This window comes from Psychrobacter sp. KFRI-CH2-11 (assembly GCF_038239325.1).
Lineage (GTDB): Bacteria > Pseudomonadota > Gammaproteobacteria > Pseudomonadales > Moraxellaceae > Psychrobacter > Psychrobacter celer.
In genome coordinates, this window is the sequence record NZ_CP151283.1 from 1669711 (window position 1) to 1696343 (window position 26633).

Here is a 26633-nt window from a genome sequence, read left to right on the forward strand (position 1 = left end):
TGGCCTATAACACTGAAAAACCCTCATTCTTTGTCTGGCTGTCATCTATCCTAATGACTAAGCTTTTTTACTATAGCGGGGTTTTTAGCAAATAGATTGGCTGACAGTGCAGGGTTTTTGACTGTGAGTGCACATTTATTGTCAAAAACATCATCCAAGGCATGTTTTATCTTATCGAGTCATTAAAATTTGAGAGGTATTTCACGCATAAAAAAGCCATATATCACCTACGATATATGGCTTTTTTATGCGTGTTTTGCTGTTTATATTGATAGGATGAGTACACCTATGACTTACGGTTTTGCCATAAATACTACAGCGGCGTTTGCTGAAAAAACTTCACCATAATGTCATAAATATCAGGATAAGCGTCTATCAGCTTTTGCGGGGTCTCAAAAAACACTTCGCTAAGCACCGCAAAAAACTCCGCGGGATTGGTCGCGCCATAGCGATCCAGTCCTGACTTGCGATGTTTTTGAAAATCTTCAAAATCACGGCTCATAATCTCAGTCCAGCGCGTCGGATCCATATCAGGCTGCATGGGCGGAAAGCCATTGGCGCGACCATTTAACATATCGAGCTTGTGTACGAACTCATGAATGACGACGTTGTGACCATCGCGCTCGCCTGAGTGTTTGGCATCCTTCCATGACAGTATCACAGGCCCACGCTGCCACGCCTCGCCGCTTCGATGTTGACTGCCTTCATGAACAATACCGAACTCATCGACCGTTTTAGCCTGGCTTTTGTATGAACCAGGATAGATGATAATAGACGACCAGCCTTTGTACCATTCCAGCCCTAGGTTCAAAATCGGTAGGCAAGCTTGCAAGGCAATAGACAGCCTGACTTTATCGGTAATCTCAAAGCCCTGCGCACCTGTAATCGACTTTTCATCTAAGAATAACGTCGCCAGCTCAAACAGACGGCTCCTTTCGTCCTCATTTAGTCTATCAAGTATCACAATACGCTTGGCAGCTTGGCTCCAGTCAGCCGTGGTAAATTCACTGTTGTCTAGTATGCGCTGCTCACGCCAGTCTTTTATTATCTCGAACATATTGATTTTCCTTAACGTTAAACGATATGCAATGATGATAATACTGCGCCAATTAACGCTATATCAATAAAAACGGTGCAGTTTGGCTGGTCTTTGATGTTGCCACATCCTCAGGTATACCTTGAGCAACGACTTGCCCGCCTGCATCCCCTGCCCCTGGGCCAATATCGATAATCCAGTCGCTATTGCTGGCCACTTGCATATCGTGTTCAACCATAATGACGGTATTGCCTGCCTCGACGAGCGCGTCCAATTGCGCCATCAGCATCGACACATCGGCAGGATGTAGGCCAGTGGTCGGCTCATCAAGGATATAAAGCGTATCGCCACGCTGGGTACGTTGTAGCTCGGTGGCAAGTTTGATACGCTGCGCCTCGCCGCCCGACAGTTCAGTCGCTGGCTGCCCCAGACGCAAGTAGCCAAGACCAACTTGCAAGAGAGCATCTAAAGCACGTAATATCGAGGCTTCTCCATCAAAAAACGCATAAGCGGCTTCTACCGTGAGATCCAGCACTTCAGCGATGTTTTTATCTCGGTAAGTAATCGCCAACGTGTCATTATCATAGCGCTGACCGTGACAGACTTGGCAAGGCGCATAAACACTCGGCAAAAACAACAGCTCGACACTGACAAACCCTAGGCCTTCACAGTTGGAGCAGCGACCCTTTGGTGTGTTAAAGGAAAAACGTCCCGCATCATAACCGCATGCTTTGGCCTCCGCCGTTGCCGCAAATAATTTACGGACATCATCAAACAGCCCTGTATAGGTGGCAAGGTTTGAGCGCGGCGTACGACCAATGGCTTTTTGATTGATATCAATAAGGCGACTGACCTTGTCCATGCCAGAAATAATTTGGCCTTTAGTGACCGTCTCAAACTCCTGCTCTAACAAATCCGCTTCATCAGTTGCGGCTTGGGTAACCACTTCTTTCCCTAAGGCTTCATTAACCAGCTCGACTAGCGCCTGACTGACCAAGCTCGATTTGCCTGATCCCGATACGCCAGTGACACAGGTCATCACCCCTAGCGGAAACGCAATACTTAACCCTTGGATATTATTGCGCTCTATATCAGCAAGCTGTAGCCAAGCGCTAGGTTTTCTAAGCGGTTTTTTGTGCGCCGTCTCTTTATCGGTAAAGAGATATTGTGCGGTTGTTGATGCAGCAACCTGACGCAAACCCTCTACCGGGCCGCTATAGACAATCTCGCCGCCATGCGTGCCCGCCTTAGGCCCGACATCGACCACCCAATCGGCATGACGAATAACGCTCACATCATGCTCGACGACAAACACTGAGTTGCCAGCGGCTATCAGCTCATCCAATGCGCCCAGCAGTGCTTGCGTGTCGGCAGGATGCAAGCCTGCGGATGGCTCATCAAGCACATACACCACACCAAACAGCTGCGAGCGAATCTGTGTGGCTAATCTAAGCCGCTGCAACTCCCCTGGCGATAATGTCGGCGTGGTGCGCTCAAGCGACAAGTAACCCAAGCCCAGTCTCGTTAGTGCCTCAACACGCGCTAATATATCGCTAGCGATCCGCTGTGCGACGATGGCTTTTTCGCGGTTGGGGGTGTCATCTTCGATTTTTGCATGCGCTGTTTTTTCCAGCGCGAGCGTCAAATCGGTTAAGGTAAGCTGTGACAGCTCGCCGATATCCAGCCCTGCAAACGTCACCGATAGCGATTCTTTTTTGAGCTTTTTACCGTGGCACTCTGGGCATACAGAGATTTGCATAAACTGCGAGACGCGCTTTTTGACCCGTGGACTTTGCGTGGTGGTAAAGGCATTTAAAATAAAGTTTTTTGCGCTGATATACGTGCCCATATAGTTGGGCTTTTCACCTTTTTCAATCGCAGCACGCGTTTGCTCAAGGTTGTATTCAGGATAGACGGGGAGTGTTGGCGTCTCATCAGTAAACAAAATCCAGTCGCGAGACTTTTTGGGCAATTTGTGCCACGGCGTATCGATATCATAGCCAAGCGTGGTTAAGATCCGGCTTAGGTTTTGTCCTTGCCAAGCACCGGGCCACGATGCAATCGCCCGCTCACGAATGGACTTGCTACCATCAGGTACCATCAACTCTTCGGTTACATCAAACACTCGGCCAATACCCGAACACATCGGGCACGCCCCCTCTGGGGTATTGGGCGAGAATGCATCGGCGTAGAGCATCTCTTGATCTGCCGGGTACTCGCCAGCTCGTGAGTACAACATCCGCAGGCCGTTCGATATGGTCGTGACACTACCAACGGAGGAGCGTACAGAGGGCGTGCCTCGCTGCTGCTGTAAGGCGACTGCGGGTGGCAGGCCTTGTATGGCATCGACATCTGGCTCGTCCACTTGATCGATCAGACGCCTTGCATACGGCGACACCGAATCCAGATAACGGCGCTGTGATTCGGCGAACAAAGTCCCAAACGCCAGCGATGACTTGCCTGAGCCTGATATACCCGTGAATACCACCAGCGCATCACGTGGCAAATCAACGTCGACGTTTTTTAGATTATGCACACGTGCGCCTCGGACTTGAACGTGGCTGTTTGGTTGCTTGTTTCGCTGATGATTGGGAGGGCTATAAAGGTCGCGCGAGATTGTGTTATTGTACTTGGCCATACCGCAGTCTTTCCTCTTAACTCATTATTATTATAAGACTTGATTCACAAGAGGTTAACACACCTTGGCTGTAGGCTAGAGCTAGGCTTACGTATTCATAGTATAGAGAGACAAAACGATAACTTGATACTTAAAAGAGTATAAAAATAGCGCACTAAAGACATCTTTAGCGCGCTATTTATTGACTGGTCAATACGTTTATAACTTATGACGCGTAATTATTAATCACTATTAATAATCATGAGTACCACGAATAGGATAATCTTTGTCTCTGATAAACGCCAAACCTTCTGCAAGTGTTTCAAGATCGGGTCTTACAAAAGGATTGTTTGAGATGTCCACGACTTGGATATCCCCTTTGTCATTGACCACGTAGATACCAGGCTCAGCAAACGGATGATCGGTTTCGTTTTCTGAGCGCGGGTCAGAGATATAAAGCCCCAGCGTTTTCATTTGCTCAACACTCAAACCATAAGCGATCGGAAAATCGATATCTATATCGTCAAAATGGCTTTCTAGCTGTTCTTTACTGTCGCCAGATACCGCAATGATATCGACACCTGTCTTATAAAAAGACGCTTTTCTGCTCTCAAGCTCGTTGAGGTATTTGGTACACATCGGACAATGCTGACCGCGATAAATGACGACCAGTTTCCAATCATGGCCATGGGCTGGTTTCCCCAATGACTGCATCTCGCCGTTATACAGCTGTACCTGTATCTCAGGAAACTTGGTGCCAGAAAGTAGTTTTTGATTGTAAGCTGCTTGCATAATTTTATCCTTGTATATTCTCGTTATTGTGACTTTTAAGATTGATTTTGACCAATCGTTCAATATCTTACTAACGAGGGTATAATTAAAAAGCCGACAATTAAGTCGACTTTTTGTTATGAAATGATACCTGTTAGCAACCTAGGGATATTTTTAACCTTAACCCACCACCAGCCGCATCATCTGCGTGCTGATATAGCCGCCAAAGGTACCGACTGCATAGCCAAGAATACCCAAAAACACTCCCACTGGTGCGAGTGATGGATGAAAGGCGGTAGCGACAATCGGAGCTGAGGATGCGCCGCCCGTATTGGCATTGGAGCCCACAGCCAAAAAGAAAAACGGCGCACGAATGAGCCTTGCGACAGCAAAGATAATGACGACGTGAATACTCATCCATAAGAGACCGATGAGTAATAGCCGCCACTGCGAGACAATACCGGCTAGATTGATTTGCATGCCGATAGCCGCGATAAGTACAAAGATAAATACTGTACCGATTTTGGAAGCGCCCACATGATCAAGCCGGCGAATTTTGGTAAAAGAGAAGATCACCCCTATGATGGTAATGATGACCACCATCCAAAAGAAGCTACTGGCAAAGCTGTACTGCACCGCCCAGCTATAAGGCGCAAAAAACCCTGCAATTTGCCCACCCAAAAAGTGCGCCACACCCACCATGGCAAAGCACAGACCAAACATCACCATGAGGTCATTTAAAGTCGCAGGCCGCGCATGGTGGCGCTCATAGCTCTCAACGGCGGTGATGACTTTGTCGATACTGCTGCTATCGGCCTTTAATAATTTATCAATTTTATCGCTGTGCTTGGCCATAATAAGTATCGCGAGTAACCATAGCGAGGCGTTGGTGGTATCGACCAGAATCATCATGCCAAACAAGTCATCACTGACCCCAAACAGCTCTTTCATCGCCGCTTGGTTGGCCGCGCCGCCGATCCAGCTGCCCGCCACCGCCGAAAACCCACGCCACAAGGTATCATCACTAAACATACTGGGTGACACCCATTTGGCGATGCCTAAGCTGATCGGACCACTGATGATAATGGCGATACTGGCGGCAAAAAACATGGCAATGGCTTTCCAGCCTAGACCCAATATCTTGGGCACATCCATCGACAGGGTCATCAGCAGCAAGCTGGCTGGCAACAGGTAAGTGGCGGTAAAGCCATAAATCTGCGAGCCGACACCGTCTGCAAACACCCCTAAGCTGTTAAGCGTTGCGGGTATAAAGCAGCATAGAACGATACCGGGCAGTACGGCATAAAAACGTCGCCAAAATTTACCAGGCAGCCCTTGGGTATAAAACACCAAACCGATAATGGCCATGATAATACCAAAGGCTAATGGCAGGCTATCGATTGCTAAACTTGAGGTGGCGGGCATCAGAGGCCTCCGAGTGTACGATTAATCAAAGCCCGTCAGTATAGACAAGGCAAAAAATAGGTGCAAGCAAGGATTCTGCATTCACCCGCGTTTATCCTATTTGTTTGATGATGGGTGGTTATTAAATAGCCAACACCATTTAGTCCTTATCTATAGCCACAAAAAAGCCAGATAACACGTATCTGGCTTTTTTGTATTGGGCGAGTTTTATACCGCTATATATCACAGTGTCATCAACGCCAGCAATATTATGGCGCTGTATTACGAGTTTTTACCACGGTTGCCGCCGTTTGGACGACCTTGGCCACGGTTATCAGAGCGACCCGCTGGGCGGCCTTGACTACCACTTGGACGACCACGGCCTGTGGCTGCACGGTCACCGCGTGGGGCGCTATTGCCATCGCCGCGGCTTGGGCCACTACGCTTGCCCTGATATGGCTTACCGCCTGAGCGCTCATTTGGTTTGCCAGATGAGCTGCGCGGCTTGCCTTGGTAGCCACTGTCATTGCTGGCGCGCTGGCCTGTTGCTGCGCGATCGTTTGAGCGACCACGGCCACCGCCAGTAGATTTGCCAGCATAGCCACCGCTTGAGCGGCCACGGCCTTGACCACCACCGTTAGAGCGTCCGCGACCACGGCCACGACCGCGTCCTTTGTTTTCGCTTGGTACGTAGGTTTTCTTAGGCTCCATGCCTTCGATGACGCACACTTCCATCTGACGATCTAAGTAGCGATTGATGGCGTTTAACTGTGGGCGATCATCCATACTGCATAGGCTGATGGCAACACCGGTACGACCTGCACGGCCACAGCGGCCGATACGGTGCACGTAGTCTTCTGTTTGACGCGGTAAGTCGTAGTTGATGACGTGTGAGATGGCTGGCACGTCAAGACCACGGGCAGCAACATCAGTCGCTACTAGGATTTTGCATTTACCATTACGCAAGTCTTGCACGATACGGTTACGCTTGCTTTGTGGCAAGTCGCCATGTAAAAAGCTGGCTTTGTGGCCTTGCTCTTGTAGCGATTTGGCCAGTTTTTCTGTGCTGCGTTTGGTCGCGGCAAAGATAATGATTTGGTCCATCTCTGGTTGGCAAACCACTTTATCAAGCAATCTGTTTTTGTGATCAAAATCATCACAGTAGTATACTTTTTCTTCGATATGTGCTGACTCTACCTTGATAGACACGCGCTCAGGGTTTTTGGTAAAGCTGGCAGCGATTTTGCCGACAGGACCATCCCAAGTGGCTGAACACATGATCGTCTGACGATCGGTTGGCGCGGCGCTTAAGATATCACTGATGTCATCAGCAAAACCCATGTCAAGCATACGGTCCGCTTCATCTAATACCAACACTTCAAGGTTTGATAAATCCACACGGCCTGCTTTGATATGGTCAAGCAAACGACCAGGCGTGGCGACGATGACCTGTACACCTTTACGTAGGGCGGTGATTTGACCGTTGTAAGGCGCGCCGCCGACCAATGGCACGCAGAACAAACCGCGCATGTCTTTTGAGTACGTGCGCACGCTGTCATGTACTTGCTGAGCAAGCTCGCGCGTTGGCGTTAGGATAAGGGCTTTGGTGAGCTTATCAAAGCTGGTGGCACGGCTTAGGCGATCGAGTACAGGGATAACAAAAGCGGCGGTCTTACCACTACCGGTTTGCGCAGACAACAATAGGTCGCGACCTTGTAGGGCAAAAGGAATGGCTTGTTCTTGGATAGGTGTTGGATTGGTATAACCGATGCGATCAAGCGCGGTCAAAATCGGCTTGGCAATATTAAGATCGCTAAAAGTTGTTTTGTCTTCTGAGGCCGCGTCTGTTGCTGCTTGAGCAGTAGCGTCCGTGTTAGAGGTGTTAGAGGTGTCAGTGTTTGGCGTATCGGTGCTTTCGATGATGCCGTTTTCAGCGGCGATGGCAGATAAGATATCAGTCATGAGAATCCTTGGGTAAGTATAAGATGCTGTACATTCAGCAAGCTTGATGCATACCACTGATAACCGTTCACCACACCGCCTTTATGAGCTACCATCGAATCATATAACGATATCGATCGTTAGAAGCTAAGCGATTCAAGCCAAGCTTCTATCATAAATGCGTGCGTGCTGTCTGACGTATTTTGGTGGTAGTGCCGAGTGTCTTATCCTTGCTTGCTATCAGCGTATTATCAATGCTTTGTCCAAAGCAGATAATCGAAAACAACAACCAATCCAAACCATCGTGATGATTCAGTAGATAAGATATGAGTCAAAAACAACGATAAAAACGTTATTTAAGTACACAAAATCATCGGCAACAATTACTCATGGTCAATCCTAGACCCAAAATCGCAGGCGATGTTATCAATCTCATAATTCACAAAAGCCTAAGCTTTCGTGGCGACGTAGTATAGCACAATAAAAAACTATCTGTAGCTATTTTTTGCAATATCGTATTATTTGCCTATTTTTACCTCCGTGACATAGGTCGGCAGCTGCCACGCGCCGCCCGCCTCGATCATACGGCACAGTCCGGTGGTGCTTTCATGGCTTTTTTCAAACGCCCTGCCCGTCCATAGCCAATCAACCTGACTGATACAGTCGCCGATACCGCGGCCTTTTTGTACCGAGCTTAGCTTGCCTTTGTCATAGCTGGTGGCACTGGTGGTCACCAAGGTCGGCTTATAAGGTTTTTTGTCATTAAGGACCCAAACGCCGCTGCCTGCATTATAGGCACTCACCCAGCAATCATGCTGCGCGAGTAATTGAGAGTTGTTTAAGCGGCTGACCCGCCATGGCGACTTATCATCTAAGTGTGGGCAGTCGCGATCAGCATCTTTTAAGGTCTCTTTCATCAGCGCGGTAAGCTGGGACGATCTCATGACGAATTTTCGTTGACGGCTGGGCACAGCTTTCGGGTTGGGAGCGACAAACCTTAGCTTTGGTGCAGGCTTGGGCGCCAAGACACTGCTATTGGGTTTGGCGGTGCCTTCAGCCTTAATAAAAGCGCTCGGCGTCCCCACTCGCCCCTGAAACTCATCGGCCTTGAGCATGACAGCGCTGGCCCCTTTATCCGACAACTGCCAGCGGGAGTTGCGCAAAACCAGCTCAATCTTACTCGATTTGGTCAATGCCTCTAATAGCGCATTGACTTGCGTGGCGGTCAGCTCAGCGTTGCCAGCGGCAGCAGAAAAAGGCCGAGTCTCGCCATAATCTCTGCCATTGATCAGCAGTGATATACGGTGACGGCTGCCAAGCTGCATCAACGCCTTTGAGGAGCTTTCTTTGGCGCCGCCCAGCTTGATCTTGCCGTCGACATCTGCATTTGCCCCAGCGCGGCGCACCAGTAGCACCGAGACTGGAAACTCACTGTTGTTTTCTGCTTGATAGCCTGCCAGCCGGCAAGTGCGGGTGTTATCACAAGCTACCTGCCAGTCTTGACTGGTAAACTCGATACTGCCGCCTGCCGCCATGCTGGCTGTACTAACGACAGCGGCACCGATAGCAGCGACCAAGGGTATAGGAAGATGAATAAACTGAGAAAATGAGAGGGTGTTTTTTATCATAAATAAAAGTATCTTTGTTATTTTTTTAAAAAGTTTTGTTGTTTTAGGAATGAGATAATGTCTGGATATAGGCAGCTCACTACCTAACATAAGACCAGTCACGCCAGCCACAGGGTTTGGTCTGCTGTCTTGCTCGCTGCTATGTAACATACGCATATGCAACATCCGCCGCTGCTGAGCTTGGCAGGAGTTGCTAAAGCCTCCTAGCTTGATATCATCCTTCATAGTCGCTATCCATTAATAGACGATGTCTACGCACCTGTTATAAATGTGGCGACACGCTATCTTAACGTATCAATGTTTCTATCTGTTGTACTAATGTACCATTGTGTAATTAGATAAGTATACTGCTATTATAATATAAGCATATATGAATATAGAATGACAAGCGATATCTAAAACAGCGTAGTAAGTATTGAGAAATCGAAAAAAGGCCGATAAGTCATCACTTATCAGCCCTATTGCTCTAACAATAATCAATTTGGCATAAAATCGAGATGCTGATATGCTCTGTGTTACTGGTATAAATACGGTTATTGATTGATAGGTTTTAAGCTCAAGTCTACAGCGCGCTTGACCGCTGGACGCTCAGCGATATTTTGAGCCCAGCGTTTGACATGCTGATACTCATCGACTTGTAAGAATTCAGCCGCATCATAGAGCTTGCCAAGCACCAATTGTCCATACCATGCCCAAATAATCATATCAGCGATGTTGTAATCGCTGTCATCATTACCGCACATATAGCGGTGGTCTTTTAAATGCTTATCTAGCACATCAAGCTGCCGTTTGGTCTCCATCGTATAGCGGTTGATCGGATACTCTAAAGGCTCAGGTGCATATGCGTAAAAATGCCCAAACCCGCCGCCTAAAAACGGCGCACTGCCCATCTGCCACATGACCCAAGACAGACAATCGGCGCGCGCCTTGCCTAAAGATAGCGGCATAAATTTGCCAAATTTTTCGGCCAGATACATCATGATAGCGCCCGACTCAAAGATAGCGATAGGCTCGTCCGCCTCATCATGCAAGCGATCGACCAAGGCGGGAATCTTTGAGTTTGGGTTTATGTCTACAAACCCTGAGCCAAACTGATCGCCCTCAGAGATATCAATTTTATACGCATCATACTCAGCACCTTTGACGCCCAGCTCAGCCAGCTCTTCTAAGAGGATGTTGACCTTGATGCCGTTAGGGGTGTTGAGCGAATACAGCTGCAACGGCGCGCCGCCCACCGGCAGCGCTTGCTCGTGGCGCGCGCCAGCGGTCGGCCGATTAATACTGGCAAACTTGCCGCCATTGTCTTTGTCTTGCACCCACACCTTGGGCGGGACGTAGGCGGCATTTGCTGTGCGGTTGTTATCAGCATGCGTGCTATGGTGATTGTTTTGTTTCATCATATCTCCTTACTATCGAATATTGATGCCTATTATTTATTGGTACTGAGGTAATTGGTACTGAGGTATTAATCCCTAGGTGGTTAATGGGTTGTTCAGTTCCTATTATCTATCCATTGGGTGTCGGCTATTTTTATTTAAGATGTATCAGCCATTACTATAACGACACTCTGCCTTGATATTAAAGCCCTCTCTTGTAAATAAGCACTTTTTGACCATACCAGGTGACCATACCAGCGCCTAGGTTCTAAACTTGTGGTTAGCTCTGGATGCAGTTTTTGATGGTTGCTTTTTGTGCGGTGATGTTTGTTTTTATCGCCCACTTTTATTGCTACTGTTTATCGTTGCTATTTATCGTTACTTTGATTCACTGTTATTATATGCCGCTGTTTCTTATACTACCCAGCTTGTGCCACTTATCGGCTGTGGCTGCTTCGCTCGCGAATAAACAGATCATTTGCTGATTAACACCCAATATCCAATGAGAGTCACATGGTAACGCTAACCCCAACGCAAGATAAATACCTACCCTACGTGTTAGCGGTGGCGCTGTTTATGCAGATATTAGATGCGACTATCTTAAATACCTCGCTGCCGCAGATGGCACAAGCTCTCGGCGAGTCGCCGCTAAAAATGCAATGGGCGGTGATCAGTTATGCGCTGACGTTAGCGATTTTTATTCCTATCAGTGGCTTTTTGGCGGACAAATACGGTACGCGGCGTATATTTTTGACTGCCATTGTTGTTTTTTCTATTGGCTCGCTACTGTGCGCAGCCTCGCCCACGTTGGATTTTCTGATAGGCTCACGGGTGATACAAGGGATTGGCGGGGCGATGATGACGCCTGTTGCGCGCTTGATATTGGTCAAGTCTTATCCGCGCAACAAGCTACTAACTGTCATGAACTTTGCCGTGATACCGGCCTTGGTCGCGCCGCTCGTGGGGCCGGTGCTGGGCGGCTATATCGTCCAGTATGCCAGTTGGCATTGGATATTTTTGATCAATATCCCGATGGGTGTTTTAGGGTTTGTTATGGGCAAAAAACTGGTGCCTGCTTTGTTTGAAGACACCAAGCGCCTTGATTGGTTAGGCTTTGGGCTGTTTGCCGCTGCGGCATGTGGGTTTACTCTCGCCGTAGAGTTTGGCTCGCAGGTAGGCCGCGGCATGTATGGTCTGCTGCTAGCGGTGACAGCCAGCGTATTGCTAGGCGCTTATGTGGCACATGCCAAACGCCGCCCCGCGCCTTTATTTCCACTGAGTCTATTTGATATTCGTACCTTTCGTATCGGTATCACGGGCAATTTATTTACCCGTTTGGGCATCAGTGCTGTGCCGTTCTTACTGCCATTATTATTACAAGTGGTGTTTGAGTATTCGCCCTCACAGGCAGGCTGGCTGCTTGCGCCTATCGCTATTGGTGCTATCGGTATCAAGCCTTGGGTCAGCAAAATCATCCAGCGTTTTAGCTATCGCAAAGTTTTGGTGTTAAACACCCTACTCATCGGTATACTCATCATCTTATTGGCGCAGTTCAACGACCCTGATAATTGGTCATGGTTTATCCCGCTGCTTATCTTGATGGGCGCGTGTAACTCTATGCAGTTTAGCGCGATGAACACCATTACCATTGGTGATTTGGAAGGCGCGCAGACCAGTAGCGGCAATAGCCTTATGGCAGTCAATCAGCAGCTAGCAATTGGCTTTGGTATTGCCTTTGGGGCAGCAGTGCTCAACCTATTACGTGAGCGCTTTGGACTAGACACGCTGGCGGCGTTTCAAACGACTTATTGGGTACTGGGGATTTTGACCATTTTATCAGGGCTGTATTTTTTACGACTCAAGCCTGAAGATGGTCGCGGTTTATATTAGGGCATGTCTTAGGTACGTCTCACAGGCAACAAGCAATCGATAGTTGTCTTAACGCTTTATCATTATAAACACCTGTCTTATAGACATAAAAATACCAGCTTGTCCTTTTATGTATCTTAAAAAATACTCAAAAAATAAGCTGGCAAGTGTCAGTCAAGAGTGGCTAATTATGGTGCGTCGTCGTCATGCATTTGTGACTGGATATAACGCTCAACCCCGATACTTTGTATTAAGTCTTCTTGAGTCTCCAGCCAGTCGTCATATTCCTCATTACCATCTTTTAGCGTGACCAATAGCTGGCGTGATACATAATCGCGCTTTTCTTCACATAGGGTAATTGCCTCAGTGACAATAGTGAATTTTTGCTTTTCTAAACGCAGGTTGCACTCAATCATCTCAGGCACGTCTTCTGCAAGGAACATCTTGCCATAATCTTGCAAGTTTGGCAGACCACCTAATAATAAGATACGCGCAATCAAATCATCTGACCACTTCATCTCAGCGATAGACTGCTTATAAAGATGCTCGTTTAATGCTTCAAGCCCCCAATGACGAGCAATACGCGCATGCAAAAAGTACTGATTGATGGCAATCAATGACTGTCCGAGTACTTTATTTAAGGCGCGAATGACCTCTTTATCCCCTTTCATATACTCTCTCCCTACTCTATTTAATCTATGATGCGTGCTCTAAATATTGCAGCTTAATATAGCTGTGCTGTGACGATACTAGACAATATCAGGAGACACTTCTGCCATTTGGCTTTGTAGATAGTTTGGCAGACCGATCATATCGATAAGGCGCAGCTGCTGCTCTAACCAATGCGCATGGTCTTCTTCGGTATCTTTGAGCTGCTCGACTAACATCTCGCGGGTGACATAGTCGTGCTCTTCTTCACACAGCGCAATACCGTCTTTTAGGTGCTGCTGTACTTGATACTCTAAATCAAGGTCAAACTGTAGCATCTCAGGGACGGTGCTACCGATGTTGATCTCATCAACGCTCATCTTTGGCGTGCCGCCAAGCATCAAAACACGGCGAATAATGGCCTGCGCGTGCAAGGTCTCATCTTCCATTTCATGATGGATGCGGTCGTATAGCTTGCCGTAGTGCCATTCAGCATACATTTCTGAATGAATAAAATACTGATCACGCGCAGCAAGCTCGCCGCCCAATAAAAAATTTAAATAATCAATGACTTTCTGGCTACCTATCATCACCCATACTCCTATTGTTGTCTCGCAAGTTACATTCACAATATTGCATATAATAAAAGCGTTATTGGTAAACTGCTTAGTAAAGATTAAAGTCCGTCAGACTTCTTACAATATCAGACAGATATAGTAGCATATAGAGGTGCTAGCGCTTGTAATGTTATGAACTAAGAATAAGATACTAATTGAGAATCATAATTAACTAGAATGGCTGATGAGCGCGTCATCAACCAGTATGTGAGATAGAGGCAGTACGTGAGGTAGAAATTGCGTGAAAGGATGATGGTGCAAGAGGTATACGCAGGACAAAAAATGGGGTGGTTTCTGGTGCTACCCTACACTGCATAAGCCAGCGCATCGAGCTTGGCATGATGTTCGTCTAGGAAGTCATTGACCATAGGCTCACAGCAGCCGCAACAAGTTGCCACATCCAGCGTGTCTTTTAGGCCTTCGAGCGTATCGATACCCGAAGCGATCGCTGCTTTGATTTGCTTGTCTTTTACGTCATTACAGATACATACGTACATAGATTGGCTCCTTTGCGTGATGGGTATATAATAACGATAACTATTATCATTTTCAATAGTGTTTGCTGTATTTATCACCCTATCTTTGACTACGCAGTAAATAAATGCAGACAGATATTTTGAAAAATAAATTCATGTAACGAAATATAAGTATCGATGTAACCGAATGGTATCAAAGGTAGTAAATTAACGACGAACTGTAATTTGGCTCAATTTTTAATCGATTTTATTGACGACTGCTGTTATATTGACCCCCTATTAACAACGCCCTATTGGAATTATGCTATGTCTGATAATAACTTTATGATACGACCTATTGATTTGTTTAAAGTCTTATCTGATCCGACTCGTCTAAAAATATTTCAAATTCTTTTTAAAAAAGAAGCACGCTGTGTGGGCGAGTTGGTTGAGATATTGGATCAGCCGCAGCCAACCATTTCACGCCATCTAAATCACCTAAAAAAACTGGGTATCTTAAGCTGTGTGCGTGATGGGACTTGGATGTGGTACGAGGTCGCGGATGACTTGCCAGAGTGGTGTCAAGAGATCTTAGAGATCACGCATGAGCAGACATCGTTGGATGCAGATATGAAACCTGCCTAATAGATAATCAGGCATGAAGCCATAAAAAAAAGACCTATAATTGTATAGGTCTTTTTTATGGCGTTTTATCGCTTATGCATCAACTGGTGCGCAGACATTGGCGTGTTTGCCGTATCCGATCAAGCCAGATCTAAAAAGTCGCTGACAAAGGCATTGGCCGGCTGGTGTATCAATGCCTCTGAGGTGCCCACCTGCTCTACTCGTCCATGGTTCATCACCACGATCTCATCTGACACCGCCCTTGCCTCTTCTTGGTCATGAGTGACCATGATGCTGGTGATACCCAGCTCATGGTGGATGTTTTTTAGCCACGTGCGCAGCTCTTTACGTACCTTGGCATCGAGTGCGCCAAATGGTTCATCAAGCAATAATAACTTGGGCTTGACTGCCAAAGCTCGTGCCAGCGCAATCCGCTGACGCTGTCCACCAGAGAGCTGATGCGGATAGGCGTTGGCGACTTGGGGCAATTGCACCAACTCTAATAGCTCATTTACACGCTTATTGATATCGGCCTTGCTAGGACGCTTGTCTTTTGGTAACAGCGTCAGACCAAACGCGACGTTATCGGCGATGTTTTTATGGCGAAACAATGCATAGTGCTGAAACATAAAACCGATATGGCGCTTTTGTACTGGGGTGTTGGTCACATCCAAGTCATCAAATAATATCTGCCCTGAATCGGCATACTCAAGACCGGCGATGATGCGTAGCAAGGTGGTCTTACCGCAGCCTGAGGGCCCAAGCAAAGTGGTTAGTTTGCCAGTTGGTACGGTGATATTGATATTGTCTAAGGCGGTAAAACTGCCAAATTTTTTATTAACGTTGCGAATCTCAATACTCATAATCGTGTCTCTTATTCACTTTTGCTTATCGTGGCAGCGTCTATGCTGGCGACAGCGTTGTGGTAATCAATCTTTCGTATAGGCCGTCAGCTGTTTACACGTTTCCCGAGCTCTTAGCTGCCTGCGCCGCCGTCTTATAGGTGTCGGCCGCATTGGTAGCATTGGCGCTCACTGGTAGCTCAGGCGCAGCCGCGAGACGTGCCGATTTGGCAAACTTGCGCGCTTGCATCTTGGTCATGACCTGCTGAATCAGTAGTGTCACCAGCGCCAGTGCCGCAAGCAGGCTTGATAAAGCAAAAGCGGCGGTAAAGTTATAATCGTTATAAGCAATCTCGACCAGCAGCGGCATGGTATTGGTCTCACCGCGAATATGACCGGACACTACGCTGACTGCACCAAACTCACCCATCGCTCGAGCATTGGTCAAAATCAAACCATAAAGCAGCGCCCATTTGATATTGGGCAAGGTGACATGCCAAAAAGTCTGCCAACCACTTGCGCCCAATGTCAGCGCCGCTTGCTCCTCACTATCGCCTTGCGTCTGCATCAGCGGTATCAGCTCACGTGCCACAAATGGGAAGGTGACAAATAATGTCGCCAATACAATGCCCGGTACCGCATATATCACCTGAAAACCCATACTCTCAAGCCAGCCGCCCACAGTAGAGTTAAGACCAAATAACAACACAAACATGAGGCCTGCGACCACTGGCGATACCGAAAATGGCAAATCAAGCAAGGTGGTGACCAGCTGCTTACCTTTAAACTGATAACGTGTCACCAGCCAAGCAATAGCGATGCCCATCACCATATTGATCGGCAACACGATACCGGCAGTGATCAAGGTCAGCTTAATCGCTTGTAAGGCCTCAGGATCGACCAAGGAAGCAACATACAGCTGCCAGCCGTTTTTAAAGGCTTCATAAAACACCGCAAGTAGCGGTACGACCAGCATCACCACCATAAACAGCACAGCAATGGTGATAAAGGTGCGACGTATCCACGGTGTGTCTTTGGTCGCAGGATTGCTTTGGTAATCATAGCTATTGGATATCTGCATATCAGCGAGCTCCTACGCGGCGAGACAGTTTCCACTGTACGATATTGATGGTCAATAAGATGGTAAATGAAATCAGCAACATAAATAGTGCCACGGCTGATGCGCCCCCAACATCGAACTGCTCCAGCTTACTGATGATAATCAGCGGCAAAATCTCAGTTTCCATCGGGATGTTGCCGGCGATAAAAATCACCGAGCCATACTCACCTGTCGCACGGGCAAACATCATCCCAGCCCCCATCAGTAGGGCTGGCATCAGCTCAGGCAAGATCACTTTGCGAAACGTGGTCAAGCGATTGGCGCCCAGTACCGCCGCCGCCTCTTCAAACTCAACCGACAGCTCAGCGAGTACCGGCTGCACCGCCCGCACGATGAACGGAAAGCTGACCACCACCAAAGCCAGCCAAATACCTAAAGGCGTAAAAGCCACCTGAATATCAAACTTGGCAAACCATTGACCGATTAGGCCGTTGGGCGCATACAGGGTAGCAAGCGAGATACCCGTCACCGCCGTCGGTAGCGCAAACGGCAGATCCACCAAGGCATTGATTAAGGATTTGCCCCAAAACTCATAACGCACCAGCACCCAAGCGACCAAGGTACCAAACACCATATTGGTCAGCATCGCTGCAAACGCCATCCATAAGCTCAGCTTGATCGCAGACGTCACCTGCGGTTGGCTAATAGCCTGCCAAAATCCCGTCCAGCCCATTTGCGTCGTGGTATAGGCCATCATGGCAAACGGCAGTACCACCAGTAGCGATAAGCTAAAAACCGTGATACCCATGCTCAGCCCAAACCCTGGCAGCACGTTGCGCTGACGCATACGGGTCAGCCAGCCTTTTTTGGCAGGGGCTTTGTGGGCGGATGAAGCGGTTGCACTCATAGTGATGTCCTATTGCCTAACGAATGGTACGTAACAAAATATTGAGCAATCTACTTAATGATGCTGCTGCTGGGTCAGCTGCGCTTACGGTATAAAGGACATGGTGTAGATGACCATGTCCTTTTTTCGTTTACCACGGCTTCTCTTGCGCTAGAGTATCGCTCTAGGTACCGCGCTGCTTATTGTTTACTGCAGTGCTTACTGTTTACTGCGGTGCGTTGATCGCTAATTGATCAAAGACGCCATTGTCACTAAAGTAAGTGCCCATGATCTCGTCCCATGAACCAAAAGCATCATTTGGACGGAAAGTCTCAACCGGTGGCAGTTTGTCACTGTTTTTATCGAGTACGCTTTGTACGCTCGGACGCAGATATAAATCAGCAGCCAATTGCTGGGCCGGCTCGCTCCACAAATAGTCCAAGTAGGCTTTTGCTGCATCAGTGGTGCCTTTTTTGTCCGTGACGGCTTTTACAATGGCCACAGGACTTTCTGACTTGATCGAGTATTTTGGATAGACGATATCCACTTGACCGGCACCAAAATCAGTCGCTGCCAAGTTGGCTTCGTTTTCAAAGGTTACTAAAACATCGCCAATACCGCGCTGCACAAAGGTTGTGGTTGCCGCACGGCCACCGTTTTCGTAGACTTTGACGTTTTTGAGCATCTCTTTTACGTAGTTTTTGGCTGGCGCCTCTTCGTTATTAAACGCATGCAGACCATAACCATAAGCGCCTAAGAAGGCATAGCGACCATTGCCCGTGACTTTTGGATTGGCCATAACGATCTCAAGACCGTCTTGAGTCAAATCTTCCCAGTCACTGATGCCTTTTGGATTGTCTTTACGTACCAAAAACACGATGGTGCTGGTAAAAGGCACCGCATTATCAGGGAATTTGCTTTCCCAGTCTGACTCAACCAAACCCTCTTTTTCTAGTAGCTCGATATCAGAGCCTTGGTTCATAGTGGCGACATCGGCTTGTAGGCCATTGGCCACTGACAAGGCTTGCTTACTTGAGCCGCCATGCGACTGCTTGACTGTGATGGTGCTATTTGGGTGCTCGTTTTGGTAGTGCTCTACAAATAGCGGGTTGTAGTCTTTATAAAAATTACGGGCAACGTCATAAGAGACGTTGAGCAGCTCGATGTTTTGACCATCTGTAGCCGCCGTATCATCAGCGTTTGCGGGGGTGTCGACTGCATCATTATTGCTGCAGCCAGCTAGACCTAAGCTCAAGGCTATACCTGCAATACTGAGAGCGCTACGTGTTTTACTTTTTTGTTGATATGGGGCGGCGTATGTCATACTTTCCTCAAAGATGCTGTTAGGTGATGCAAGTATGCTAACAGCGCCATCTTATTATGTTTAATGATGAATATGCGTATGGTATTGCCAAAAGGGAATAACTAAAGGATAAAACCAGCCTTATCAAGCGTTTATAAAATACAGCTAAGCACAGAAACAATAAAAGCATCAACAGATACTGTTAAGCAAATTATGGTATTGCTTGAGCTGTAGACGAGCTGGTCGCTAAGCGCTACTATCTTTATTAAATGTTTACCCACTCTTATCACAGCCTTAAAAGGTACTTAAATGATCGCATCTTTGATTCGTTTTTCTCGTGTATTGGCAGCAGGGACAGCCGCCATGACCATGCTGAGCTTAAGCGCTTGCAACAACGTGACACCCGCCATGCCAAACACGCCCGTCACTCAGCCCGAGCAAGCCGCTGCGCCTATGATGCAGGCAGTAGTTGGCGATTATGCCGATGCAGGTTATGAAAATCGCAGCCAAGGCTATGACTGGGTGGGCGTGATGGTACGGTCGGCGGGCAATGAGCAGATCGATATCAAGGTACGTGCACGTAGCGATATAAAAAAACCAACGTGTCATTTTGATGGCACCGCCAGATTAATGGGTCAAGACAAAGCGCACGGTGTGATTTTTCAAACCAAGGTCAATGACAGCACGGCGTTTTTTCAGTTTAAAGATGGCAAGCTAACCATTGATAGCCAGGATAAATATGCACTCAATCAATTTTGCTCAGGTGGCGGTACGCTAGTTGGCGACTATCAGAAGCTTTCAAGCGATTTGGATCTGACCTAAACGTATTATTGTTGAACTGCCAATCTTTAATAACGAATAAAAAAAGGTGCCAGATTTATATTCTGCCACCTTTTTTTATGAGTGATGTTTATCAACAATAAATTGCGCTCTATACCGCAGATGCACCAGTTAACTTGACCTCAGCACGTTGCTCTTTTGCGATACCGGCATAGTAATTACGCAAAATCTCTAGTACTTCTGGACGGCTAAAGTTGTCGGGGACTTCGAGATCCTCTGATAGCGCCTTACGCAGCTTGGTGCCTGATACTTTCACATGCTCAGAGGCATCATGCGGGCAAGTCTTATCGGACGCCATAGCGCTACAAGCATTACACCAAAACGTCCAGCCAATTTTTAATGGCTGAGTAATGAGGTCGTCTTTACCGACATATTCAAAGATCGTCTGCGCATCAAAGGCGCCATAATAATCACCGACACCAGCGTGATCACGGCCGACAATCAGATGGCTACAACCGTAGTTTTGACGGAATACCGCATGCAGAAGCGCCTCACGTGGCCCAGCATAACGCATATCGAGCGGATAGCCTGCCTGAATGACGGTATCTTGCTTAAAGTAATTGTCAATCAAGGTTTTGATGGCCTCTTGGCGTACCTCAGCTGGGATATCGCCGGGCTTGAGTGCACCCAGTAAAGAGTGAATCAATACCCCATCGCAAATCTCGATAGCAATCTTGGCAAGGTATTCGTGTGAACGGTGCATTGGGTTGCGAGTTTGGAAGGCGGCGACCGTTTTCCAGCCTTTGGCGTCCAAGATGGCACGAGTCTCCGCTGGAGTTTTATAAATCTCAGGGTATAAGGTTGGGAACTCGCCCTCGCTCAACACCTCGACACTGCCTGCGATATTGACCTCGCCTTGACTCAATACTTGCTGTACACCTGGATGCTCGCTGTCGGTGGTGGTAAAGACTTGCTGGCATTCATGGGCTTTGTCAATGGTATAGCTCTCTTCTACCGTCAAGATACCCATAATCTCGCCATCTTTTGCCACCAGTGCTACTTTATCGCCTTGACTCAAGCTATCGGCCGTCGCCTTCGGTGCCGACAAAGTGATCGGAATCGGCCAGAACAAGCCAGCATTGTCACCGCTTTGCAGACGCATGTCATCGACCACACCTTGCCAGTCGGCCTGATTCATAAAACCATTTAGCGGGGTAAAGCCGCCAATACCGAGCATGATCAAATCGCCACGCTCACGTGAGCTGAGGGTAATCGTCGGCAAAGTGCTGGCAAGTTTTAGTGCTTGATGGCGCGCCTCACCTTTTAGCAATAATGGTTTAAGATCCTTGCTGCCATGTGGCGGCACAAGCTTTGATGTCTGGTTAGGCGTAGTAGTAGATGTCATGTTTTTAACCTTATAGCAGCGAATAAATCGAATAGGCATAGGCTACCGAACTTTGATTATGAAAATTTATGCTGACTTTGGATATGGATATGTCTTAAAGGAATTTATGTTTATAGAGGCAAGCTTATATGATGTGACACTCAATGATTCAATGATTGACCTTGCGACACCTTTTAGTTTAGGGCACAAAAAAACAGTACACACGCAAATCATTTTCGTCGCCGCATTTATGTTTAAAACAAAATTGAGATTACGTCATGTATCAATATAATTACGCTGACCAAACCTTGGTAGAAGAACGAGTCGCCCAGTTTCGTGACCAAACCGAGCGATTTTTGGCAGGCGAGCTTGCCGAGGAGCAGTACTTACCGCTGCGTCTACAAAACGGTCTGTATATCCAGCGCTATGCGCCTATGCTGCGTATTGCCATTCCTTATGGGTTACTTGCCAGCTACCAGTTGCGCAAATTGGCTGAGATTACCCGTAAATATGATAAAGGCTACGGCCACTTTACCACTCGTACCAACATGCAGCTGAACTGGCCAAAGCTAGAAGAAGTGCCAGATATTTTGGCGGAGCTGGCCTCAGTACAGATGCATTCTATCCAAACCTCAGGCAACTGTATTCGCAATACAACCACCGACCCCTATGCTGGCATCCATCAAAATGAGATTGCCGACCCACGTCCGTATTGCGAAATCATTCGTCAGTGGTCGACCTTTCATCCTGAGTTTGCTTTTTTGCCGCGTAAATTTAAGATTGCCGTCATTGGCACGGAAAATGATCGTGCGGCCACCCGTGTGCATGATATTGGTCTACACCTTAAGAAAAACGAAGATGGCGAGCTTGGCTTTGAAGTCTTGGTCGGCGGCGGTCTTGGTCGTATTCCTGTGCTTGGCAAAGTCATCAATAAATTCTTGCCCCGTCAGCATCTACTTAGCTATCTAGACGCTATTTTGCGGGTTTATAACCTGCATGGTCGCCGTGATAAAGGCAGTAAATACCGCTCACGTATCAAGATTTTGGTTGATACCTTGGGCGGCCCTGCCTTTGCCAAATTGGTCGATGCTGAGTGGGAAGCGCATACCAAAGACGGGCCGCTAACGCTGACAGATGCCAACTTTGAACATGCCAGCAGTTTTTTTAGTGAGCCTGATTATAAAGAATTTGATGCACTACAAGCGCAGTCTGATTTGCAGCAGCAATTAAGTGCGGATAAAGACTTTGCCAATTGGTACAACCAAAATACGGTGGCCCATAAAGTCGCAGGCTACCGAGCGATTGTTATCTCCTTAAAGGCAGGTCTCGTCGATGGTAAATACGTCCCATCAGGTGATGTCACCCATACCCAAATGGACGCACTCGCTGACCTTGCGGACCAATACAGCTTTGGCGAGCTGCGTGGCACTTATCAGCAAAACCTGGTCTTCGCTGACGTGCAAACCAATCAGCTGTATGAGCTATGGCAAAAGCTGACTGACCTACATCTGGCGCGTCCCAATATCAACACCTTAACCGATATGATCGTCTGCCCAGGCTGGGACTATTGCTCGCTGGCCAATGCCACCACCCACAATATCGCTGAGCAGATCGAGAAGCAGTTTAGCGATTTGGACTACCTCTACGATCTTGGTGATATACGTCTGAATATGTCAGGCTGTATCAACGCTTGCGCCCACCACCATACCGGCGATATCGGCATCCTCGGCGTCGATAAAAAAGGTGAAAACTGGTATCAAATCAGCCTTGGCGGTAATTCAAGCAACGATGCCAAGCTGGGCAAAATACTTGGCCGCTCCGTCCCTACCGAAGCGGTGGCGGATACCATTCAACAGATCGTCGATGTCTATGTCGAGCTGCGAGCCACCACGGACAATGATGTCGAGAGCTTTGGCGAATTGGTCGAGCGCGTCGGTATTGACCCCTTTAAGGAGAAGGTCTATGGCTAATCACCATATTTTGGATAGTAGCGGCGTCGATATTAGCGCTCAAGACAGCTGGCATGCTCTCGCCGCAGATACGCTGCCAGATGGTATCGCTTCGATAGAGCTTACGCTACTTGAGCTGCTGCAAAAACAAGAAAAACCTGATGTGCTAGTACCACTAGCCGATCTGTTGGACGGCTCAGGGGCGATGGCAACGGGGTTGGTGAAAGAAGTGTATGATCTGATTGCCCAGCACAGTAGCCGTACTGGCCTATGGGTGACTGCGGATAGCGACACAGAGGCGCTGACCGCACTGAGTGAGCTGCTATTAAAGCAGACGCTTATCGTCATACATGTGCCCAAATTCGCGGATGGTCGCGGCTTTAGCTTCGCTCAAACGCTGCGCCAGCTGGCCTATCAAGGTGAGATTCGGGTCGCTGGTGCATTTGGCCGTGATCAAATTGCTTACTTACTGCGTGTGGGCGTCGACAGCTTTGTGCTCAGTGAACACGACTTACAGTCGGACTTTGATATTTCTCAAGCGTTTACTGCCCTTGCTAGCAGTTATGACGGTCGTAACGCCGCCGCACTGCCAATGTTTGCCAGCGCTTAGTTTTTATAATGACCTGTTTATAAAGATTTAACTTTCTTTTGTAGGCTGTGGTTTTGACCCAGCATATCAATTTTGCAAAACATTAAAGCTGGGTTAAAAACCCAGCCTACGACTTTAACTACACTTAAGGAAAAACAATGAGCCAGTTACACCCAAATCTAGACATTGACCAAGCCAATCAAGACCTGCAAGGCAAATCACCAGAAGAAATTGTGGCATGGGCACTGACGCAAGCGAAAAACCCAATCATCACCACCAACTTTCGCCCATATGAGTCAGCGATTTTGCATTTGGTCGCCAAGCAGCGTCCGGATATCACCGTATTGTGGGTAGACTCTGGTTATAACACCGATGCCACTTACCGCTTTGCTAATAAGGTGATTGAAGATTTAGACCTCAATGTCATTACTTATATTCCTAAGCAGACGGCTGCCCACCGTGATGTCACGATGAATGGTATCCCAGGTGTTAATGATGAGCAACACGACAAGTTCACCGAGCAAGTCAAACTTGAGCCGTTTCGCCGTGCACTCGATGAGCTAAAGCCTGACGTCTGGTTCAATGCCATTCGCAAGGATCAAACCGAATTCCGTCAAGGCCTTGATGTACTCAGCCTATCAAAAGATGGTGTGTTAAAAGTAGCGCCGTTATTTGAAAAAACCGATAGCGATTTAGACGACTATTTGCTTGAGCATAATTTGCCAAATGAGTTTGATTACTTTGATCCGACTAAAGTAGAAGAACATCGTGAGTGTGGCTTGCACACGCAGTTATAATCAAGCGTTACCGTAACTCATCGTTTAAAAAGCTCTGTTTAAAAGGCTCTTTTACACTTGTAAGAGAGCCTTTTTTTCGTAAGCGCTCTTAACACTATTCCCTCCTCTATGCCACATTCCACCAAAAACCACAATCAACATGACAAAAACGACTATGCTAATGCCAATTCACTAGGTGAGCGTGTGCCTGTGATACCTCATAATGGATGCATATTTTACGACATTGAATACATTGCTGGTGATGCTATGAACACCTTTCCATTATTTTTTAAACTAGAAGACCGCAAGGTACTGATCGTGGGCGGCGGCGATGTAGCGCTGCGTAAGGCAGATTTGCTTAGCCGTGCTGGGGCTGCTATTACCATTCTAGCGCCAGATATCAGCACTGAGATACAAGCCTTGCTCTCAGACGATAAGCACGAACTGATTTATAAAAATTATAATAAATCCTATATGACAGGTGCACGAGTCATTATCGCCGCCACTGATGATGAGACGCTCAATCATCAAGTTCACGCTGACGCTACCGCGCTCAACATCCCCGTCAATGTGGTTGATACCCCGCATTTATGTGACTTTATCTTCCCCGCTATCGTCGATCGCAACCCCATTGTCATCGGCATCTCATCGAATGGCAAAGCGCCGGTGCTGGCGCGTTTACTGCGTGCTCGCCTTGAAACTCTAATTCCGCAAGGTTATGGCAAACTGGCTAAGCTGGCTGGTGAGTTCCGTAGCGAGGTAAAACGTAAAATACCAACCCTGACAGGCCGTCGGCAGTTTTGGGAGCGTGCCTTTGAAGGTCAGGTCAGTCAGCTGATGTTTGCCGGTAATGAGCGTGAGGCCACTACCCAGCTAAAAGCAGATTTAGAAAGTACAGTAGCAGCGCTTAAAAACAGTACTAATCATAGCGTTGTCCCTGATGCCCATAGCCCTGCTAATAGTCCTGCTACGACGACTAGCCAGCATTCACAGGGCCACAGTACAGAATCACTATCGGCCTTTGCCCCTGTTGCAACAGATAAGTTAACGACTACTCAACATACTGCTATTGTTGGTGAAGTCTATATCGTCGGTGCAGGCCCTGGTGATCCAGAGCTTTTGACGTTTAAGGCGCTGCGTCTGATGCAGCAAGCAGACATCGTCTACTATGATGCCCTAGTTTCTCCGCAAGTATTGGATCTGTGCCGCCGTGATGCCGATAAAGTGTTTGTCGGCAAAAAGCGTAGCAACCATGCGGTCGCGCAATTGGGTATCAATGAGCTGCTCATCAATAGCGCCAAACAAGGTCGCCGTGTGGTACGTCTAAAAGGTGGCGATCCCTTTATCTTTGGGCGTGGCGGCGAAGAGATTGAAAGCTTGCGGGCGCATGGGGTACCTTATCAAGTGGTACCAGGTATCACCGCTGCCAACGCTGCCGCCAGCTATGCTGGTATTCCCCTTACCCACCGTGATCATTCGCAGTCGGTGCGTTTTGTCACTGGGTTTTTAAAGGCGGGTGCGCCCAATGAGAAGTTTGAAAACTTACTTGATAGCAATGAAACCGTGGTGTTCTATATGGGCCTACATTCGCTGGCACGGTTGACGACAGGTTTGATAAACGCTGGCCGCTCGTCTGAGACACCGATTGCCATCGTCTCTAATGCCAGTATGCCCAATCAGCAAGTATTAACTGGCACACTTGAGAGTATCGTGGAGCTGCAAGAACAAAACCAGCTGCCCACGCCCGCCTTACTTATCATGGGAGATGTGGTGGCGCTGCATGATGATTTGGCATGGTACAACAAACATAATAAAAATACTGGCGCTACAGAAGATAATTGGTTACGTACAGGAACAGCTATCACGGACCAAGATGCAAAAAAACCGATAGACCAGCAAGCCCATGCGCTCTCTATGGTCGCTAATTTGGCTGCTCAGCAAGAAGAAAGCTTAGAGCAATTGGTAATTGGATAATGTTTGCTTGATTTCGAACGGACTATAATATAGCCCTGTCAATATGTTATTGGCAGGGTTTTTTTATGTACGTGCAACACAGCAAACCACAACAATTCTTGCTA

22 protein-coding genes are annotated in these 26633 nt (G+C 47.6%); 7 read left to right on the forward strand and 15 right to left on the reverse strand.

Annotated elements, in window-relative coordinates:
- Nucleotides 1-313: 313 nt before the first annotated feature.
- The 7 genes from AADH33_RS06910 to yghU all read right to left on the reverse strand — a co-directional run bounded on the left by AADH33_RS06910 (nucleotide 314) and on the right by yghU (nucleotide 10794).
- Nucleotides 314-1057 (reverse strand): M90 family metallopeptidase, encoded by a 744-nt coding sequence (locus AADH33_RS06910; RefSeq protein WP_348548403.1) that lies wholly within the window; start codon nucleotides 1055-1057, stop codon nucleotides 314-316.
- A gap of 58 nt (nucleotides 1058-1115) precedes the next feature.
- Complete coding sequence (uvrA, locus tag AADH33_RS06915) at nucleotides 1116-3674, reverse strand: excinuclease ABC subunit UvrA (RefSeq protein ID WP_348548404.1); 2559 nt, start codon at nucleotides 3672-3674, stop codon at nucleotides 1116-1118.
- 231 nt (nucleotides 3675-3905) lie between these two features.
- Nucleotides 3906-4445, reverse strand: coding sequence for a redoxin domain-containing protein (locus AADH33_RS06920; RefSeq protein ID WP_100749620.1), 540 nt, complete (start codon nucleotides 4443-4445; stop codon nucleotides 3906-3908).
- A 159-nt stretch (nucleotides 4446-4604) separates the two neighbouring features.
- Nucleotides 4605-5849 carry a DUF819 family protein gene (locus AADH33_RS06925; protein WP_207992097.1) on the reverse strand — a complete coding sequence of 415 codons (1245 nt, stop codon included), beginning with the start codon at nucleotides 5847-5849 and terminating at the stop codon, nucleotides 4605-4607.
- Nucleotides 5850-6110: 261 nt separating this feature from the next.
- Nucleotides 6111-7790: a DEAD/DEAH box helicase gene (locus AADH33_RS06930; protein ID WP_348548405.1), complete on the reverse strand. Its 1680-nt coding sequence runs from the start codon at nucleotides 7788-7790 to the stop codon at nucleotides 6111-6113.
- Nucleotides 7791-8287: 497 nt separating this feature from the next.
- A complete protein-coding gene (locus AADH33_RS06935; RefSeq protein WP_348548406.1) occupies nucleotides 8288-9622 on the reverse strand; it encodes a DUF1176 domain-containing protein in 1335 nt (444 codons plus the stop codon).
- 308 nt (nucleotides 9623-9930) lie between these two features.
- Complete coding sequence (yghU, locus tag AADH33_RS06940) at nucleotides 9931-10794, reverse strand: glutathione-dependent disulfide-bond oxidoreductase (protein WP_348549964.1); 864 nt, start codon at nucleotides 10792-10794, stop codon at nucleotides 9931-9933.
- 492 nt (nucleotides 10795-11286) lie between these two features.
- On the opposite strand from yghU, the gene AADH33_RS06945 reads away from it, so the two are divergent.
- Nucleotides 11287-12663 carry a DHA2 family efflux MFS transporter permease subunit gene (locus tag AADH33_RS06945; RefSeq protein ID WP_348548407.1) on the forward strand — a complete coding sequence of 459 codons (1377 nt, stop codon included), beginning with the start codon at nucleotides 11287-11289 and terminating at the stop codon, nucleotides 12661-12663.
- Between the two features lie 167 nt (nucleotides 12664-12830).
- Here AADH33_RS06945 and bfr (AADH33_RS06950) read toward each other — a convergent pair whose 3' ends face one another.
- From bfr (AADH33_RS06950) to AADH33_RS06960, 3 genes are all read right to left on the reverse strand, one after another.
- On the reverse strand, nucleotides 12831-13313 hold the full coding sequence (gene bfr, locus AADH33_RS06950; protein WP_348548408.1) for a bacterioferritin: 483 nt from the start codon (nucleotides 13311-13313) through the stop codon (nucleotides 12831-12833).
- Nucleotides 13314-13391: 78 nt separating this feature from the next.
- Nucleotides 13392-13880 (reverse strand): bacterioferritin, encoded by a 489-nt coding sequence (bfr, locus tag AADH33_RS06955; RefSeq protein ID WP_100749627.1) that lies wholly within the window; start codon nucleotides 13878-13880, stop codon nucleotides 13392-13394.
- Nucleotides 13881-14212: 332 nt separating this feature from the next.
- On the reverse strand, nucleotides 14213-14404 hold the full coding sequence (locus AADH33_RS06960; RefSeq protein WP_068405488.1) for a (2Fe-2S)-binding protein: 192 nt from the start codon (nucleotides 14402-14404) through the stop codon (nucleotides 14213-14215).
- A gap of 285 nt (nucleotides 14405-14689) precedes the next feature.
- Here AADH33_RS06960 and AADH33_RS06965 point away from each other — a divergent pair, with 285 nt between their 5' ends.
- Nucleotides 14690-15007 (forward strand): ArsR/SmtB family transcription factor, encoded by a 318-nt coding sequence (locus AADH33_RS06965; protein WP_075100852.1) that lies wholly within the window; start codon nucleotides 14690-14692, stop codon nucleotides 15005-15007.
- 119 nt (nucleotides 15008-15126) lie between these two features.
- Here the strand turns inward: AADH33_RS06965 and cysA are convergent, their stop codons facing one another.
- From cysA to AADH33_RS06985, 4 genes are all read right to left on the reverse strand, one after another.
- Nucleotides 15127-15849: a sulfate/molybdate ABC transporter ATP-binding protein gene (gene cysA / locus AADH33_RS06970; protein WP_075100853.1), complete on the reverse strand. Its 723-nt coding sequence runs from the start codon at nucleotides 15847-15849 to the stop codon at nucleotides 15127-15129.
- 94 nt (nucleotides 15850-15943) lie between these two features.
- On the reverse strand, nucleotides 15944-16909 hold the full coding sequence (gene cysW / locus AADH33_RS06975; protein ID WP_075100854.1) for a sulfate ABC transporter permease subunit CysW: 966 nt from the start codon (nucleotides 16907-16909) through the stop codon (nucleotides 15944-15946).
- 1 nt (nucleotide 16910) lies between these two features.
- Nucleotides 16911-17795: a sulfate ABC transporter permease subunit CysT gene (gene cysT, locus AADH33_RS06980; RefSeq protein ID WP_075100855.1), complete on the reverse strand. Its 885-nt coding sequence runs from the start codon at nucleotides 17793-17795 to the stop codon at nucleotides 16911-16913.
- A gap of 205 nt (nucleotides 17796-18000) precedes the next feature.
- On the reverse strand, nucleotides 18001-19098 hold the full coding sequence (locus AADH33_RS06985) for a sulfate ABC transporter substrate-binding protein (protein WP_348548409.1): 1098 nt from the start codon (nucleotides 19096-19098) through the stop codon (nucleotides 18001-18003).
- A gap of 288 nt (nucleotides 19099-19386) precedes the next feature.
- On the opposite strand from AADH33_RS06985, the gene AADH33_RS06990 reads away from it, so the two are divergent.
- Nucleotides 19387-19899: a hypothetical protein gene (locus AADH33_RS06990; RefSeq protein ID WP_348548410.1), complete on the forward strand. Its 513-nt coding sequence runs from the start codon at nucleotides 19387-19389 to the stop codon at nucleotides 19897-19899.
- A 109-nt stretch (nucleotides 19900-20008) separates the two neighbouring features.
- Here AADH33_RS06990 and sat read toward each other — a convergent pair whose 3' ends face one another.
- Nucleotides 20009-21262 carry a sulfate adenylyltransferase gene (gene sat / locus AADH33_RS06995; RefSeq protein WP_348548411.1) on the reverse strand — a complete coding sequence of 418 codons (1254 nt, stop codon included), beginning with the start codon at nucleotides 21260-21262 and terminating at the stop codon, nucleotides 20009-20011.
- Nucleotides 21263-21519: 257 nt separating this feature from the next.
- Here sat and AADH33_RS07000 point away from each other — a divergent pair, with 257 nt between their 5' ends.
- From AADH33_RS07000 to cobA, 4 genes are all read left to right on the forward strand, one after another.
- Nucleotides 21520-23211, forward strand: coding sequence for a nitrite/sulfite reductase (locus AADH33_RS07000; protein ID WP_075100859.1), 1692 nt, complete (start codon nucleotides 21520-21522; stop codon nucleotides 23209-23211).
- The gene (locus tag AADH33_RS07005; RefSeq protein WP_348548412.1) at nucleotides 23204-23800 is read left to right on the forward strand and encodes a DUF934 domain-containing protein; all 597 of its coding nucleotides are present in this window, start codon (nucleotides 23204-23206) and stop codon (nucleotides 23798-23800) included. The genes AADH33_RS07000 and AADH33_RS07005 overlap by 8 nt, the downstream gene beginning before the upstream one ends.
- A gap of 137 nt (nucleotides 23801-23937) precedes the next feature.
- Entirely contained in the window at nucleotides 23938-24576 is a 639-nt protein-coding gene (locus AADH33_RS07010) for a phosphoadenosine phosphosulfate reductase domain-containing protein (protein ID WP_348548413.1), read from the forward strand.
- Nucleotides 24577-24822: 246 nt separating this feature from the next.
- Nucleotides 24823-26529: a uroporphyrinogen-III C-methyltransferase gene (gene cobA / locus AADH33_RS07015; protein ID WP_348549965.1), complete on the forward strand. Its 1707-nt coding sequence runs from the start codon at nucleotides 24823-24825 to the stop codon at nucleotides 26527-26529.
- The last annotated feature ends 104 nt before the right edge of the window (nucleotides 26530-26633 follow it).

Coding starts and splice junctions, on each gene's coding strand:
- bfr (WP_348548408.1), bottom strand. CDS start 13,313: ATGAAAGGGGATAAAGAGGTCATTCGCGCCTTAAATAAAGTACTCGGA.
- yghU (WP_348549964.1), bottom strand. CDS start 10,794: ATGAAACAAAACAATCACCATAGCACGCATGCTGATAACAACCGCACA.
- AADH33_RS06965 (WP_075100852.1), top strand. CDS start 14,690: ATGTCTGATAATAACTTTATGATACGACCTATTGATTTGTTTAAAGTC.
- AADH33_RS07005 (WP_348548412.1), top strand. CDS start 23,204: ATGGCTAATCACCATATTTTGGATAGTAGCGGCGTCGATATTAGCGCT.
- AADH33_RS06930 (WP_348548405.1), bottom strand. CDS start 7,790: ATGACTGATATCTTATCTGCCATCGCCGCTGAAAACGGCATCATCGAA.
- AADH33_RS06920 (WP_100749620.1), bottom strand. CDS start 4,445: ATGCAAGCAGCTTACAATCAAAAACTACTTTCTGGCACCAAGTTTCCT.
- sat (WP_348548411.1), bottom strand. CDS start 21,262: ATGACATCTACTACTACGCCTAACCAGACATCAAAGCTTGTGCCGCCA.
- cysA (WP_075100853.1), bottom strand. CDS start 15,849: ATGAGTATTGAGATTCGCAACGTTAATAAAAAATTTGGCAGTTTTACC.
- AADH33_RS07010 (WP_348548413.1), top strand. CDS start 23,938: ATGAGCCAGTTACACCCAAATCTAGACATTGACCAAGCCAATCAAGAC.
- AADH33_RS06925 (WP_207992097.1), bottom strand. CDS start 5,849: ATGCCCGCCACCTCAAGTTTAGCAATCGATAGCCTGCCATTAGCCTTT.
- cysT (WP_075100855.1), bottom strand. CDS start 17,795: ATGAGTGCAACCGCTTCATCCGCCCACAAAGCCCCTGCCAAAAAAGGC.
- AADH33_RS06960 (WP_068405488.1), bottom strand. CDS start 14,404: ATGTACGTATGTATCTGTAATGACGTAAAAGACAAGCAAATCAAAGCA.
- cysW (WP_075100854.1), bottom strand. CDS start 16,909: ATGCAGATATCCAATAGCTATGATTACCAAAGCAATCCTGCGACCAAA.
- AADH33_RS06990 (WP_348548410.1), top strand. CDS start 19,387: ATGATCGCATCTTTGATTCGTTTTTCTCGTGTATTGGCAGCAGGGACA.
- AADH33_RS06945 (WP_348548407.1), top strand. CDS start 11,287: ATGGTAACGCTAACCCCAACGCAAGATAAATACCTACCCTACGTGTTA.
- AADH33_RS06935 (WP_348548406.1), bottom strand. CDS start 9,622: ATGAAGGATGATATCAAGCTAGGAGGCTTTAGCAACTCCTGCCAAGCT.
- bfr (WP_100749627.1), bottom strand. CDS start 13,880: ATGATAGGTAGCCAGAAAGTCATTGATTATTTAAATTTTTTATTGGGC.
- AADH33_RS07000 (WP_075100859.1), top strand. CDS start 21,520: ATGTATCAATATAATTACGCTGACCAAACCTTGGTAGAAGAACGAGTC.
- AADH33_RS06910 (WP_348548403.1), bottom strand. CDS start 1,057: ATGTTCGAGATAATAAAAGACTGGCGTGAGCAGCGCATACTAGACAAC.
- cobA (WP_348549965.1), top strand. CDS start 24,823: ATGAACACCTTTCCATTATTTTTTAAACTAGAAGACCGCAAGGTACTG.
- uvrA (WP_348548404.1), bottom strand. CDS start 3,674: ATGGCCAAGTACAATAACACAATCTCGCGCGACCTTTATAGCCCTCCC.
- AADH33_RS06985 (WP_348548409.1), bottom strand. CDS start 19,098: ATGACATACGCCGCCCCATATCAACAAAAAAGTAAAACACGTAGCGCT.